Genomic DNA, 13763 nt, shown 5'->3' on the forward strand with positions numbered 1-13763 from the left:
TCTGCCTCGGCTGCCGCGAACGGAATTCCCTGTTTCGCGGCAGCCAATTCAGAGTCAAAACAGTAAGCAGCGGGTCTGCAGATAACAGTTCTGTTGCGCGCCAATAGATAGAGGATCCGAAAGTCCCGACATGGAGCACGTCGACCACATCCTGATCGTCGATGACGATCGTGAAATCCGCGAACTGGTTTCGAGCTATCTGAAGAAGAACGGGCTTCGGACGTCAGTCGCCGCCGATGGCCGCCAGATGCGCAGCTTTCTCGAAGGCAATACGGTCGATCTCATCGTGCTCGATGTCATGATGCCGGGCGATGACGGGCTCGTGCTCTGTCGTGAGCTGCGTGCGGGTAAGCATAAGGCAACGCCTATCCTGATGCTGACGGCCCGCAGCGACGAGATGGATCGCATCATCGGGTTGGAGATGGGCGCCGACGACTATCTGCCGAAACCCTTTGCCGCGCGCGAATTGCTGGCACGCATCAAGGCCGTCTTACGCCGCACCCGCGCGCTGCCGCCGAACCTGCAGATTTCGGAGGCAGGACAGTGGCTTCGCTTCGGTGACTGGCGCCTGGATACGGTCGGCCGGCATCTTCTTGACAGGCAAGGAACCGAGATTGCGCTGAGCGGCGCCGAATACCGGCTGCTGCGCGTCTTCATCGACCATCCGCAGCGGGTGCTCAACCGCGACCAACTGCTGAACCTCACGCAGGGCCGCGATGCGGAACTCTTCGACCGCTCCATCGACCTGCTGGTCAGCCGCGTTCGGCAGCGACTGGGGGATGATGCCCGCGAGCCGACCTATATCAAGACGGTGCGCAGCGAAGGTTACGTCTTTTCCGTTCCGGTGGAGATTGAAGAGGCCAGGTCATGAGCGTGGGGGCTGCTCTTCGCTCCGGGTTTTGGCCGAGCACGCTGCGGGCTCGTCTTTTCTTCATTCTGCTGGCGGGCCTGGCGATTGCCTATGGCCTGTCCTTCACAGTCCTCTTCGTCGAGCGTTCCATGTCGGCCAAGGCAGTCATGCTCGGCACTTTGGAAAGTGATGTCGCGACCTCGATCGCCGTTCTCGACCGCCTGCCCGCGGATCAGCGCAGCGACCTGCTCGATCGTCTCAGCCGCGGCAATTATCGTTTCGAACTTGGACCGGGTCTGCCCGGTGTGCCGGACAATTCCAGCAAGGGCAGGGAAATCGGCGGCAGGATCGAAGAGGCGATCGGCGGCACCTATCCGATCCGCATGGAATCGATTCCGGGCGACATCAGCCGGCTGCAGGCGCATCTGACGCTGAGTGACGGAAGTCCGCTGACGATCGACATCACGCCGCGGCCTCCGATGCCGATTGCGGCATGGTTGCCCTATGTGCTTGCTATCCAGATGGTGCTACTGGTGCTTTGCACCTGGTTTGCCGTGCGCCAGGCAATCCGGCCGCTCGGGGCTCTTGCGGCTGCGGCCGACGCACTCGATCCCAACAAGAAAGGTCCGCCGCTTAGCGAGCGTGGCCCGAGCGAAGTTGCGCATGCGGCGCGCGCCTTTAATGCCATGCGCGAGAGGATCGCGCATTATCTCGAAGAGCGAGTGCAGATTCTGGCTGCGATCTCGCACGACCTGCAGACGCCGATCACACGCATGCGGCTGCGCGCCGATATGACCGATGATTCCCCCGAGAAGGACAAGCTGGTGCGCGATCTCGGTGAGATCGAACGTCTCGTGCAGGATGGGATCGCTTATGCCCGCAGCGCCCATGGCAATGGCGAGAAGTTTTCCCGCATCGACCTCTCGTCCTTCATCGACAGCATCGCCTATGACTATCAGGACATGGACAAGGCCGTCAGCGTCGTTGGCCTCGTACAGGGCATTGCATCGACAAAACCGCATGCGCTTCGCCGCATTCTTACGAACTTCGTCGACAATGCGCTGAAATTCGCAGGCGCAGCCGAAATCAGCGTTGAGCGGAAAGGCGAGGAGGCGATCGCCATCACCGTGATGGACCGAGGCCCTGGCATTCCGGACGCCATGCTCGAAGCCGCCATGCAACCCTTCTTCCGGCTGGAACAGTCGCGTAATCGCGAGACTGGCGGCACAGGCCTTGGCCTTGCCATTGCCCAGCAATTGGCAGCCGCAATCGGCGGCTCTGTGCGGCTCTACAACCGCGAGGGCGGTGGTCTCGCGGCCGAAGTGACGATCCGCGCCAATTGATTTTTTCGCTGCATTTGTATGCGAAAATGTCCAGATAGACCGGCGCTACGCTTTGATACAGTTCGGCCGATTTTGGAAACATACGGGATACGTCAGACCGTCAAAACCACTCCGTCACCAGATGTCGCAGGTCGCGACACGAAACCAAGGAGTGCTCTCATGACGACGATTGAAAAAGTTCTCTACACCGGCAAGACCCACACCACCGGCGGCCGCGACGGCGCCGCCCGCAGCAGCGATGCGCAGCTCGATGTAAAGCTTTCGCCTCCCGGCAGCGCCCATGCAGGCACCAATCCTGAACAGCTCTTTGCAGCCGGCTGGTCGGCCTGCTTCATCGGGGCGATGGGCCTTGCTGCTGGCAAGCGCAAGCTGAGGCTTCCCGCCGATACTGCTGTTGACGCTGAAGTTGATCTCGGCATGACCGGCGATGCCTATTTCCTGCAGGCCCGGTTGAACATCAGCCTGCCGGGTCTGGAGCCTGAAGTCGCCCGCACGCTGATAGAGGAAGCCCACCAGACCTGCCCTTATTCGAAGGCGACGCGCGGCAACATCAATGTCGAGCTCAATCTCGTCTAAACATCCCGGCTCAATTTGGGTGCAGCTGGCTGCATCCACGGAGGCTTCGATGAAAAGGATCATTATCTTCATTCTGGGAGCAGCGGTTTTTGCAGCCCCCTGTATCTATGACGTGTTCTCTGATGAGCCGTCGCCACTGCTTGGTCTGCTTGCTGCGGCCTCAGGGGCACCCGGGTCCCTGTAAGGTGATTGCAATCTGTCATCGCTGAGAGCGATGAGTAGGGCACCCGCCGTTTAGCGGGTGCCTTATTTTTTTAAGTCTTTCTACCTGTCTGGCTCCGATTGCGTCGCAAAACGATCTCAGTCTCGACATAAATACGGTCGTACGTATTATAATGCGTATGGCAAAACATTCACATCGAAACTCAATTCTCGAAGCCGGCCGAAAGGTCATGTTCCGCAAGGGTTACATTGGCGCGGGGGTCCGCGACATCGTCGCCGAAGCGGGCGTGCCACAGGGTTCGTTCACGAACCACTTCCGTTCCAAAGAGGAATTCACGAAGGAGGTGCTGGATCTCTACTTTCAGGATCTTCAGTGCGCCATCGAGACGGCGCTGGGGATGCGGGGCTGAGGCCACGCCAGCGCATCGAGAAATATCTCGATATCATCACCGGCCGTCTGGCTGCCGATGGTTTCAGCCGCGGCTGCCTCATCGGCGATCTCAGCCTGGAGGCGGCCCCGCAGAGCGAGACGCTGCGCACGCGGCTATCGGAAATTTTTGGCGAATGGAGCGCGCCATTTACGGCTTGCATTGCCGAAGGACAGGCCTCCGGGGAGATCGATGATGCGATCAGTCCGGAAGATCTGGCCGAATTCCTCCTTGCTTCATGGGAAGGCGCGATCCTGCGCATGAAAGTATCGCGGGATGCCCAGCCCCTGGAGCGGTTCAAGAAGATCGTCTTTGCCACCGTGTTCAAGGATCACAGCCATGAGGCATGATATCAGTCTGCCGCGCGTGCCGGTGCTCGATTCCGAAATGGCATATCGCGAGGCCGGCAGAACGGACGGCCCTGTCGCCCTCCTTCTGCATGGCAATCCCACTTCGTCTTATATCTGGCGCAACATCATTCCGCATGTCGCAGATGCCGCCCATTGTATCGCTCCGGACCTGATCGGCTTCGGCCAATCCGGCAAGCCGGATATTGCCTATCGATTCGAAGACCATGTGCGCTACGTCGACGCCTTCATAGCGAAGATGGGCATCAAGTCGGCCTATCTCGTCGCCCAGGATTGGGGAAGCGGGCTGGCGCTCCATCTCGCCGCCCGTCGTCCCGATTTCGTCCGAGGCTTGGCCTTCATGGAGTTCATCAGACCGATCCCGACCTGGGACGAATTTCTGCTGAACAGCGACGAGCGTGAGATTTTTCGCAGATTCCGCACGCCGGGAGAGGGGGAGGCGCTCGTTCTCCAGGACAATATCTTCGTTGAAGACGTACTGCCGGGGGCGACGCTCCGTCAATTCAGCGAGGAGGAGATGGCCGTCTATCGAGCGCCGTTCCCGACACCGGCCTCGCGCCGACCGACCTGGCGATTTCCAAATGAGCTGCCGATCGCTGGCCAGCCGGCAGATGTCTATGCGACGATGGAAAAGGCGCATGAGGCTCTGGCGGTATCGAACTATCCGAAGCTTCTCTTCGCTGGCGATCCCGGCGCCCTCATTCCGACCGCCTTTGCCGAGGATTTTGCAAAACGTCTGCGTAATTGCCGGCTGATCAAGCTGGGCAAAGGCCTGCACTACCTGCAGGAAGATCATCCTGAAATCATCGGCGAGACGGTTGCCGAGTTCATCGCCGAGATCGAGGCGCAGAGCCTGGTCGCATAAGGCAGCGGAGCGATTGCCGCCACTGGAGAACGAAGGCGAGCCTCGACTTCGTTCTCTTCTCTATCCGGCTACCGCAGATGCTAATGTATTCTTTTTGCGGGGCGAACGGTGCGTTGTTCGATCCGCCCTGCGATGGAGAATATCAGCACATCGACATCGGCATCGATCGTCGACCCATCCAATAGCCGGACGACGTCGTCTATCCCCGACACCGGATGGCCGCCGATTGCGAGCAGATAATCACCCTCGCGAAGGCCGGCCCTGGCTGCAGGACCATCGTCTTCGACGCGGCGCAGGCGGACCGTTGTCCGTTGGGGAACGCCGGCCTCAAGCGCAATGCGCCGATGCAGATCGACCGTATCGGCTGCGATGCCGATATATCCGCGGCGGACCTCGCCGAAGCGGAGGATTTCGGACACGACATGCTTGGCGGTATTCGATGCGACCGCAAAGGCAATGCTCTGCGCGCCCTGTATGACCGCGGTGTTGACGCCAATGACCTCACCTGACGAAGAGACCAGCGGACCGCCTGAATTGCCGGGGTTAAGCGCCGCGTCGGTCTGGATGATATCTTCCATCAGGCGACCGCTTGCGGCGCGCATCGAGCGTCCGAGAGCGGAAACGACGCCGGCTGTGACAGTCCATTCGAAGCCAAGCGGATTGCCGATGGCAACAGCGATATGCCCGCGCTTCAGCTTCTTCGAGTCGGCAAGCTGCGCCCAGGCGCCGGACCAGTCGTTGGCCCGGATCAGGGCAAGGTCGGTGTCTTCATCCCGGCCGAGCACCCGGCCTTTTACGACTGCACCATCAGGCGTCTTGATGGTGACGGCCTTTGCATCGCCGACGACGTGATTATTGGTGACGATGAGACCGTCGGGCGAGATGGCGAAGCCGGAACCATGCCCCGCCCGTCCGCCGATGCGCTCGATGCGGCTGACTGCCGGGCCGACCATGTCGACGGTATTGGACACCGTTTCGGAATAGGCATCCAGCAGTCCGGCGTCTGACGACGGCTGAATGTCACGATCAATGAATCCCATGAAATCTCCTCCGACGCGCGAGGCGTCGACGTTGAGGACCGGCAGCGACTGCTGGAGGCAAAGGGCTGTCGTTCGACAGGTGAACAATGGAGATATCAGGTGAGACTTGCAGGGCGGTCTTTCAAGAGCTGTGATTTCCGGAAGCGGCGAGATACGAAGCCGCCACCTTGCAGGCAGCCAGCGCTGCGGCGCCGGCGTCAAGACCTCCGATGATGGCATCAATGTAACCACCAGCGAAATAATCCCCCGCTCCCGTCGTATCGCGCACGGGGGCTGCGGGCGGTAACTCGACGATGATCGAATCCTGCCGGCTGACGATCTCGATGGGTTGCATGCCGCTCGTCAGCACGAGGGTTTCAAGCCGCGGCGCGGCGATTTCAGCAGCTGCCTGCCAGGCGGTTTGCGCCGCTCCTTTCACGTCCGAGCGCGAAGCGATCAGAACATTGGCCGGCCGGCGTTCAGCCGAGAGCGGATATTGCGAAACCACTTGGTCGAAATCATCCAATTGCCGCAGGGCGGCCGGGCTCATCGCCCGTGCATTGAGGTAGACGAGCGAAGCATCGATCGGCGGCAGGGCTTCGATACCAGGCCTGCGGCGGCCAGCAGGCGCGATGATGGTGCGTTCGCCGCTGGGGTCGACAAGGATGTCGACGGCTGCAGTCTTTCCGGGCACGAGGCCAACGAAATCGGTGTTGAAGCCACGTTTGCCGAGATCCTTCAGATAGGTGCGCCCTCGATCATCGTCGTGAAGACTGGTGACGAGTATCACCTCATGGCCGCGATCGAGCAGGACCAGGCCGGTATTGCAGCCGCCGCCGCCATAGCGCTCCTCAATCGATTGGCAGGCGAGCCTCCCGCCGGGCACCAGCGGTCGGTCGAGCCGCCAGATTCGGTCGACATTGGCATTGCCGACCACCATTATCCTTGCCATTCCGTCTCCCTTGCCGCGCTCTTCCGCCGCTTAGCGTGCGCTGTCATTCTTGCCGATGATCTTACCGCGCAGCCAGGCGGAGGAAAGATCGATAACGTAAACGACGGCGACGATCAGGAAGATGATCGTCCAGGCTTCCGGCCAGCGATAGGGCGGCAATGCGGTCCGCCAGCAGAAACCCGATTCCGCCGGCGCCGACAATGCCGAGAATGGTGCCTGAGCGCGTGTTGGATTCGAAATTGTAGAGCATGATCGAGAGGATCACCGGCATCGCCTGCGGCATGATGGCAAGGCGGATCGTCTGCAGCGGTCCGCCGCCCGATGCGAGAACGCCATCGACGGGTTTGCGCGAGGTATTTTCGATCGCTTCCGAAAAAAGCTTGGCGAAGGTGCCGATTTCCGAAACGGCGATGGCAAACACGCCCGGGTAGTTACGCTGTTTTTATCAAGTAATACATCCGGAAATCCCGGATATATTTTATTCAATGGCAGCTCTCGGCGCTTCGCCGCTAGAGGCTTCTTATGCAGCCTTTTGAAATCGCGGGACAATTCCGTCCGAATAGACCTGCCTGCCCCGGCAGAAAGTGGCCCGCACCCGCGGAAGGCGGCCATGCTCGGCGATGACGAGATCGGCACGCAGTCCAACTTCGATCGCGCCGCGATCTGTCAGCCCAAGCGCCTTGGCGGGATTGGCGCTGACCAGCGCCACAGAAGCCGGCAGTCCGCCCGATCCGGCTTCCGCAAGTGCGATGGCAGCCGGCAGCATGGCGGAGGGATGGTAATCGCTCGCCAGGATGTCGAGAACGCCGCGTTCATAGGCCTCACGGGCAGAAAGATTGCCTGAATAGGAAAGCCCGCGAAGCGCATTCGGTGCGCCCATGGCCGTTGCCAGCCCGAACTTGCGGGCCTCCTGTGCAGCCGCCATCGTCACCGGAAACTCGCTGACACGCGCGCCGAGTCCCTCGACGATCGCCACTTTTTCGATACTGTCGTCGTCATGGGAGGCGATGATGACGCCATGGTCGCGCGCGGTGGCGGCGATGCCCTGCAGATTGTCGACCGCGTCATTGTTCTGGGCGCGGTTTTCCATGCGTTGCTGAACACGCTGGGCAGCCTGTTCGAGACTGATCTTGTTGTTGCGCGCGATCGTCTTGATATGGCGTTCGACATCGCGGTACTGGCCCTGGCCCGGCGTGTGGTCCATCAGCGAGACGAGATCGAGGGCGCCGGCCCGCAGCAGGTCTTCGATGACGGCGCGGGCATGGGTGAAGGTGATTTCGAAGCGTGCGTGAACCCTGTGGTCGATCAGGAGATCGTTCTTCCGGAGTTCGACCAGCGTCTGGATGATCGAGCGCGAATGCTCTTCCGAGCGAATGTGGCCATAGCTGCTATTGGCATGGAAGGACAGCGCCGCATAGGCGGTGGTGATGCCATTGCCGGCAAGCTTCTTGTCGAGTTCGAAAATGCCGAGTTCCAGCGGGAAGCGCACATTCGGCCGCGGCTCGATCTCACGCTCGATCATATCGCCATGCATGTCGATGAAGCCTGGAAGCAGCAGCCTGCCATCGCCGGAAATATCGGCCCCAGCCACCGGCTCTTCTCTGATGTCGGCGATAATGCCATCTTTAATCCTGACAGCGCCGCGCGGTATGACCCTATCGCGCAGCACGATTTCGAAATCACTCAGCCACATTCTCTGCTCCATCCTGGATCTGTCGGGTTTGAAGGCTGATTTCGCGGTCGATGAGATCCGCGACATCGTCGGGGTGGTGAAAGACGCCGATCATTGCCACGCCTGCAGCCTTCAGCTCGGCAAGGCGGGCAACGAGTGCGCGGCGCGCATTCTTGTCGAGCGAGGCAGTCGGCTCGTCGAGAAAGAGGAGCCGCTGCGGCAGGATGAGGGCGCGCGCCAGATTGACCTTTTGCTGCTCGCCGCCGGAGAAGGTAGAGGGATAAGCGGCCCACAGTCCCGGCTTGACGCCGAAGGCGGAAAGCCAACGGCGCGCCTGTTCAATCGCCTCGTCGTAAGGCTGGCCGGCAAGGCGCAGCGGCTCGGCGACCAGTTCTTCGGCCGCCACGCGCGGACGGGCCTGCAGGAACTGCGTCACGAAGCCGATCTCGCGCTTGCGCAAAAGGGCGATATCGACGTCGGCTGCGACTGTCAGATCGATGACACCTTCGCGCGTATGATAATAGGCGTGGCCGGCGCGCGGTACGTAGGAACGGTAGAGCGTGCGCAAGAGCGTCGATTTGCCGGCGCCGTTTTCGCCGGTCAGCAGGATGAATTCACCTTCGCGGAGTTCGAAATCGACCTTGTCGAAGGCGTGCAGCGTGCGTTTGAGATGATGCATCTCGAAATGCTTGGCGAGGCCCTGGACGGAGAGAATGGTCTGTGCCGAAGCGGCAGGATGTGTGTGCATGTTCACCGGCTCGGTCTCCTCTCAAAGCTTCGCATGCACGAGCTGCTGGGTATATTCATGCTGCGGATCCTGGAAGATCTGGTCGGCGAGCCCCTCTTCGACGGCTTCGCCGTTACGCATCACCATCACACGATCTGCCATCGTGCGGATAACACCGAGATCATGCGAAACGATGACGATGGTGATCCGGCGTTCGCGCTGCAGCCGCTTCAGCGTGTCGAGCACCAGCGCCTGGACGCTGACATCGAGCCCCGTGGTAGGTTCGTCGAGCAGCAGAAGCGCCGGTTCGAGCGCAATCGCCTTGGCAAGCTGCACGCGCTGCTGCATGCCGCCGGAGAGTTCCGCGGGACGGGCATCCATGCGCGCGACCGGAAATTCCGAGGCATCGAGTGCGCCCTTGGCGCGGGCACGAAGCGTTGCGAAATTCCGCTCGCCGGCAATCAGCAGCCGCTCGGCGACATTTCCGCTGCTCGTATGGTTCATCCTCAAACCAAGATGCGGGTTCTGGTAGACAATACCGATATGGCGCGCCCGCAGCATGCGCCGCTCGAAACGGTCGAGCGTGAAGAGGTTGATATCCTCGCGGCCGGGAAGCGCCAGCCTGTATTCACCGTCATCCGGCCGGTCTTCTAGGTTCATCATCCTGAGCAAAGTCGATTTGCCGGAACCGGATTCGCCGACGATGCCGAGCACTTCGCCGGGATAGACGGTCACATCGACGCCGCGCAGCGCCTGTACCTCGCCGAAGTTCTTGCGGATGCCGTTCATCGTCAGGATCGGCGAGGACAGCATCAGCCGCGGCGGCTGGCGCCCCGATGCCGAAAGATTTGAGGCGGAAAGGGGGGTGGCGCTCATTGCTCGATCTTGCCTTGCTTGTAATAGGTTTCGCCGATGGCAACGGTCTCGCCGTCCTGCTTGCGGATATGCTTGACGCCATACTGGCTGTCGGAAACCTCGAAGGTGGAGGAGCCATCATCCTGCGGTAGTTCGTTCATGAAATAGCCTGTTACGCCGCAGCGGTGACAAATCTTGTCAGCATGATCCTCGACCGGGTAGGGCACGTCGTCGAATACAAGCGGTTCGACGCGCGTGTAGGGCGGCACGGCATGGATGCGCTTTTCGCGGCCGGCCGAGAGGATGGTGAGGTTCGCCGCCTGGTTCATCTTCGGCACATCCCACCGCGGGATCGGCGAAGGGGTCATCACATGGCGACCATTGACCATGCTCGGATAGCTGGAACCCTGCATAATCCGGCCGGAGCGCACCAGCTGCTCGTAGAGGGTCAACCAGAGTTGGCCGTAATCGGCATCACCATGCATGATACGCGCTTCTGACATGTCCGGCTGGACAGGCCGCAGCGGTTCGGGATTGGGAACCTGCAGCACGAGGATCTGGTCCTCGCGCAGCTTCTCTTCTGGGATGCGGTGGCGCGACTGGATGATGTCTGCCTCCAGCGTATCCAATGTCTCCCGGGCCGAGCTAACCCGGCGCAGGAACTTGCGGATGCTGCTGGCATTGACCGAATCGTCGGCACCCTGATCGATGACCTTGACGACGGATGTCGGCTTCAGGAGCGTCAGCGTCACCTGCAGGCCGCCGGTTCCCCAGCCGCGGGCAATCGGCACTTCGCGGCTGGCATAGGGCACCTGATAACCGGGAATGGCGATGGCTTTGAGGATGCGGCGGCGCATCTCGCGCTTGGCGGATTCGTCCAGGAAGCCATAGCTGAAGGCCGCCCAGGGTTTTGTCAGTTGATCGAGTTTCACGGCATTGCCTTTTCGAGTTCGGCCTGCTTGACGGCGCCGTCCTGCGGTGCGCCGGTTTCATTGGCTGCCTTGTCGGCTTTGACGCGCCTGATAGCATCGAGGCTCGACTGGAAGGTCACGTAATGCGGCAGCTTGAAATGGATGCAGAAGGCCGAGCTTTCGACGGGTTCCGTATGGTAGAGGACGAATTCCTCATTCGAGGCCGGATGGGGATTGGGCTGATTGGAGGCGAGATCGAGCGAGGCGGCGGCAATGACCTTTACCTCGTTCCAGCCGAACGTGGCGGAAAAGCCGAGTTCGAGGCTCTTGGTCTTGGAGATGACTTCCGTTTGGCTGACGCGCACGCGTCCGGCGCTGAAGAGCGTGCCGCGCGGATGGCGGACGCGCACTTCGGCTTCGGCGAGCCGCAATTCGTTGACGGTCGGATGCACGCTGCCATAACCGCGCATGGTCGAGTAGCCGAGCGCCAGCGTCCCGCCGGTATCGGCACGGGCCAGACTCTGCAGCTTGTGGGCGCGGCTTGCCGGAAAGGGGAGCGGCTCGCGCGTCACATCGGGGATCTCGTCGAGCGGTACGTCTTCCGTTGATGTCTCCTCGATCAGGCCCTGCGCCTTCTGCCAGTCGGTGAGCGACGGCTGGGTGGCGGGTGCGGGTGTCTTTGCGGCTTCCACCGGTTCTGGAACGAAGGTCGCGCCGTTCAGCACATCGACATTCAGCAGACGGTGCGAATAATCGAGCGTCGGCCCGAGGATCTGGCCGCCTGGAATATCCTTGAAGGCTGCCGAAATACGCCGCACTGTAAAGAGATCCCGCTGGCGCACCGGTTCAGCAATCGTCAGGCGCGGCTGGGTGGTGCGATAGGCGCGCAGCAGCAGCACTGCCTCGTAGAGGTCGCCGCCGGACTGGGCCAGCGCCAATGCGGCAAGCTCCGGCGCGTAAAGCGAGGCTTCGCCCATCACGCGGTCGACCAAGTAAGGCAGACTCTCGCCGATCGCGTCGACACGGGCCTTGTCGATCTGTCCGAGTTCTTCGCGATAGAAGCGCTCGGACTGTTCAATGGCGTGTTCTCCGCCACGTGTTGCAACATAGGCCATCAGAGCACCTCTATCTTGGTGGAGCGGGGAATGCCGATCAGGCTTGCGCCGTCGGCTAGATAGATGTCCCAGCCGAGCGGATAGTGGGTGGCTTCGGCGCGCAGCGCCCAGAAATCCGGATGCACGCCGCCGACCGCGATATCGATGGAACCGTTGACGCCGGGGCCTGTCAGGCGAAGCCTCGTTCCCGATCCGATGATGGCCGGCGCGAAAATCGTTGCGGAGGCATCTGGATAGAGCAGATTGCCGCTGAGCATTACCGAAAGCGCGGAGACTTCGGCGCGGTCGCCGATCGATGCGAAGACATATTCCGCCTGATGCAGGGCAACGGCATTGGCGCCGGTCCCGACAATCTCTGCCTTCAATCTCTCATCGGTGCAGAAGAAGCTGCATTCGCGGTCGAGCAGGCTTTCGGCCAGCGCAAGAAGGCCCTGAAAGGGCAGGGGCTGGACGCGGCCGGGACGGGCAAGTGCCCACATCAGCGCATCGAAGGTGGCGTTCGTGCGCATGTCCTCATCAGTCGGAAGGAGCAAGGTCTGTGTCATCAGAAGGTCTCCATGCGCACGCGCGTCGCTTCGACCTTGCGCAGCCTGATATCGTCGTCCTGAATCTGGCGGCGCTGTTCGCTGGTCAGGAAGGTCTCGATGCCGGTCTTGCCGATCCTGCCTGCGAAACTCGCATCGATGACGGCGATCGCCATGGCATGTTCGAGATCGCGCCCGACGACGGCGCCATAACCTTCCACGCCATGATCCGACAGGCGTATATGGGCCTCGGCCATCAGCACTTCGCCGAGATGGAAGGCCGTGTTATGCACGGTGTCAGTGTAGGGCAGCATCGCAAGGCCGGTGCGGTTCACGAGAACCTCAACCGCTCCCACGTCATCGAGCAGTTCCTCTGCAACGGCTTTGATCCCTTCCGCATCGGCCCTGGCAAGTATGTCGAGCATGCTTGCATGGTTGAAGCTGGCAGGGGGCGCGCCGGCTTCCATGATGTCATTCATCGTCCTGTCCTTTCGCCGGGGTCGCAGCGCGATCTTCCGGCTCGTTATCAATGCTGAATTGCACGCGTTCTCCGGCCCAGACGGTCTCGGAATAGGCGATTGGCCGGCCTTCCATGTCGACGTCGGTTTTCTGGACGACGAGCACCGGCTGCTGGGGCGACTGGGCAAGAAGCTGCGCTTCGTCACCAATCGCGCGGCGGGTGAGGATCATGGTGCTCTGCCTGACATAGTCGGGGATGCCGAAGGCAGCGTAGATGCTGGTGACCGATTCACCCGCGCGGCGGCGCAGGTGCATGTTCGGGAAGCGCTCGACCGGATGGTAGGAATGACTGAGGCTGATCGGCACATCGTCGGCAAAGCCGCGGCGGGCGATCATGTAGACCTTTGCGCCTTCCGGGAGCTTTAGTGCTGCGGAGATCCCCGGCGGCGCCACGATCTCCGACTCAGAGACCGGCTGGCCGGAGGGAACGCGTCCTTGTTCCAGAAGGTTTTTGCGGAAGCGCGTTCGCCGGGCGATATTGTAGGTGATGACGGAGTGCTCTTCCACGAAGGTACCGCGCCCCTGCTCGACCCGCACCTTTCCGGCAGCAGCAAGCTCGGCGATAGCCCGTCGTACGCTGTGGCGGCCGACCTGGAACTGCTCCATGATCTCGGTTTCCGTCGGCAGGCGGCTTCCCGGCTGGAGCGCGCCTGACGCGATATCCCTGTTGATCTGTTTCTCGACGATCTGCCAGTGGCCGGACCGCGATCTTGCTTCGATCGAATGTTGTTCGTTATTCATTCGGATGAATCCAAAATTCATTCGGATGACTTAAATATAGCGGCTGTCGGTGACGCTTTTGTGTAAGCGGCGGACGAACTCTTCGCTGATTGACTAGCTGACTGAAGCGAACCGGTCGCGCAGGCCCGATCCGGAA

17 protein-coding genes are annotated in these 13763 nt (G+C 61.1%); 6 read left to right on the plus strand and 11 right to left on the minus strand.

The genetic code is table 11. The features are described from left to right. Positions 1-130 precede the first annotated feature (130 nt). The 6 genes from ACR9ZQ_RS33120 to ACR9ZQ_RS33145 all read left to right on the plus strand — a co-directional run bounded on the left by ACR9ZQ_RS33120 (position 131) and on the right by ACR9ZQ_RS33145 (position 4592). Positions 131-871 (plus strand): response regulator, encoded by a 741-nt coding sequence (locus ACR9ZQ_RS33120; RefSeq protein ID WP_007826946.1) that lies wholly within the window; start codon positions 131-133, stop codon positions 869-871. Continuing rightward, entirely contained in the window at positions 868-2193 is a 1326-nt protein-coding gene (locus ACR9ZQ_RS33125; RefSeq protein WP_439018092.1) for an ATP-binding protein, read from the plus strand. The genes ACR9ZQ_RS33120 and ACR9ZQ_RS33125 overlap by 4 nt, the downstream gene beginning before the upstream one ends. A gap of 159 nt (positions 2194-2352) precedes the next feature. Beyond that, positions 2353-2769, plus strand: a complete 417-nt coding sequence (locus ACR9ZQ_RS33130; RefSeq protein ID WP_113320380.1) for an organic hydroperoxide resistance protein — start codon at positions 2353-2355, stop codon at positions 2767-2769. A gap of 392 nt (positions 2770-3161) precedes the next feature. Continuing rightward, positions 3162-3341, plus strand: coding sequence for a TetR/AcrR family transcriptional regulator (locus tag ACR9ZQ_RS33135; protein WP_481429807.1), 180 nt, complete (start codon positions 3162-3164; stop codon positions 3339-3341). Further along, entirely contained in the window at positions 3305-3709 is a 405-nt protein-coding gene (locus ACR9ZQ_RS33140) for a TetR family transcriptional regulator C-terminal domain-containing protein (protein WP_481429808.1), read from the plus strand. The genes ACR9ZQ_RS33135 and ACR9ZQ_RS33140 overlap by 37 nt, the downstream gene beginning before the upstream one ends. Then, entirely contained in the window at positions 3699-4592 is an 894-nt protein-coding gene (locus ACR9ZQ_RS33145; RefSeq protein ID WP_481429809.1) for a haloalkane dehalogenase, read from the plus strand. The genes ACR9ZQ_RS33140 and ACR9ZQ_RS33145 overlap by 11 nt, the downstream gene beginning before the upstream one ends. Before the next feature lie 80 nt (positions 4593-4672). On the opposite strand, the gene ACR9ZQ_RS33150 is transcribed toward ACR9ZQ_RS33145, so the two are convergent. From ACR9ZQ_RS33150 to phnF, 11 genes are all read right to left on the minus strand, one after another. After that, positions 4673-5632: a S1C family serine protease gene (locus ACR9ZQ_RS33150; RefSeq protein WP_481429810.1), complete on the minus strand. Its 960-nt coding sequence runs from the start codon at positions 5630-5632 to the stop codon at positions 4673-4675. Between the two features lie 121 nt (positions 5633-5753). Continuing rightward, a complete protein-coding gene (locus ACR9ZQ_RS33155; RefSeq protein ID WP_481429811.1) occupies positions 5754-6563 on the minus strand; it encodes a PfkB family carbohydrate kinase in 810 nt (269 codons plus the stop codon). A gap of 61 nt (positions 6564-6624) precedes the next feature. After that, positions 6625-6984 (minus strand): PhnE/PtxC family ABC transporter permease, encoded by a 360-nt coding sequence (locus tag ACR9ZQ_RS33160; protein ID WP_481429812.1) that lies wholly within the window; start codon positions 6982-6984, stop codon positions 6625-6627. A 99-nt stretch (positions 6985-7083) separates the two neighbouring features. Next, positions 7084-8256, minus strand: coding sequence for an alpha-D-ribose 1-methylphosphonate 5-triphosphate diphosphatase (locus ACR9ZQ_RS33165; protein ID WP_481429813.1), 1173 nt, complete (start codon positions 8254-8256; stop codon positions 7084-7086). After that, positions 8243-8983 (minus strand): phosphonate C-P lyase system protein PhnL, encoded by a 741-nt coding sequence (locus tag ACR9ZQ_RS33170; RefSeq protein ID WP_439018886.1) that lies wholly within the window; start codon positions 8981-8983, stop codon positions 8243-8245. Before ACR9ZQ_RS33170 ends, ACR9ZQ_RS33165 begins: the two co-directional genes overlap by 14 nt. Positions 8984-9004: 21 nt before the next feature. Continuing rightward, positions 9005-9838, minus strand: a complete 834-nt coding sequence (locus tag ACR9ZQ_RS33175) for an ATP-binding cassette domain-containing protein (RefSeq protein ID WP_481429814.1) — start codon at positions 9836-9838, stop codon at positions 9005-9007. Then, positions 9835-10749 carry an alpha-D-ribose 1-methylphosphonate 5-phosphate C-P-lyase PhnJ gene (locus ACR9ZQ_RS33180; RefSeq protein WP_481429815.1) on the minus strand — a complete coding sequence of 305 codons (915 nt, stop codon included), beginning with the start codon at positions 10747-10749 and terminating at the stop codon, positions 9835-9837. The genes ACR9ZQ_RS33175 and ACR9ZQ_RS33180 overlap by 4 nt, the downstream gene beginning before the upstream one ends. Further along, complete coding sequence (locus ACR9ZQ_RS33185) at positions 10746-11843, minus strand: carbon-phosphorus lyase complex subunit PhnI (protein WP_481429816.1); 1098 nt, start codon at positions 11841-11843, stop codon at positions 10746-10748. Before ACR9ZQ_RS33185 ends, ACR9ZQ_RS33180 begins: the two co-directional genes overlap by 4 nt. Continuing rightward, a complete protein-coding gene (phnH, locus tag ACR9ZQ_RS33190; RefSeq protein WP_310382108.1) occupies positions 11843-12388 on the minus strand; it encodes a phosphonate C-P lyase system protein PhnH in 546 nt (181 codons plus the stop codon). The genes ACR9ZQ_RS33185 and phnH overlap by 1 nt, the downstream gene beginning before the upstream one ends. Then, positions 12388-12846 carry a phosphonate C-P lyase system protein PhnG gene (locus ACR9ZQ_RS33195; RefSeq protein WP_481429817.1) on the minus strand — a complete coding sequence of 153 codons (459 nt, stop codon included), beginning with the start codon at positions 12844-12846 and terminating at the stop codon, positions 12388-12390. Before ACR9ZQ_RS33195 ends, phnH begins: the two co-directional genes overlap by 1 nt. Further along, complete coding sequence (gene phnF, locus ACR9ZQ_RS33200; protein ID WP_481429818.1) at positions 12839-13627, minus strand: phosphonate metabolism transcriptional regulator PhnF; 789 nt, start codon at positions 13625-13627, stop codon at positions 12839-12841. The genes ACR9ZQ_RS33195 and phnF overlap by 8 nt, the downstream gene beginning before the upstream one ends. Positions 13628-13763 lie beyond the last annotated feature (136 nt).

It is taken from the genome of Rhizobium sp. KNZ14-9A (genome assembly GCF_056755015.1).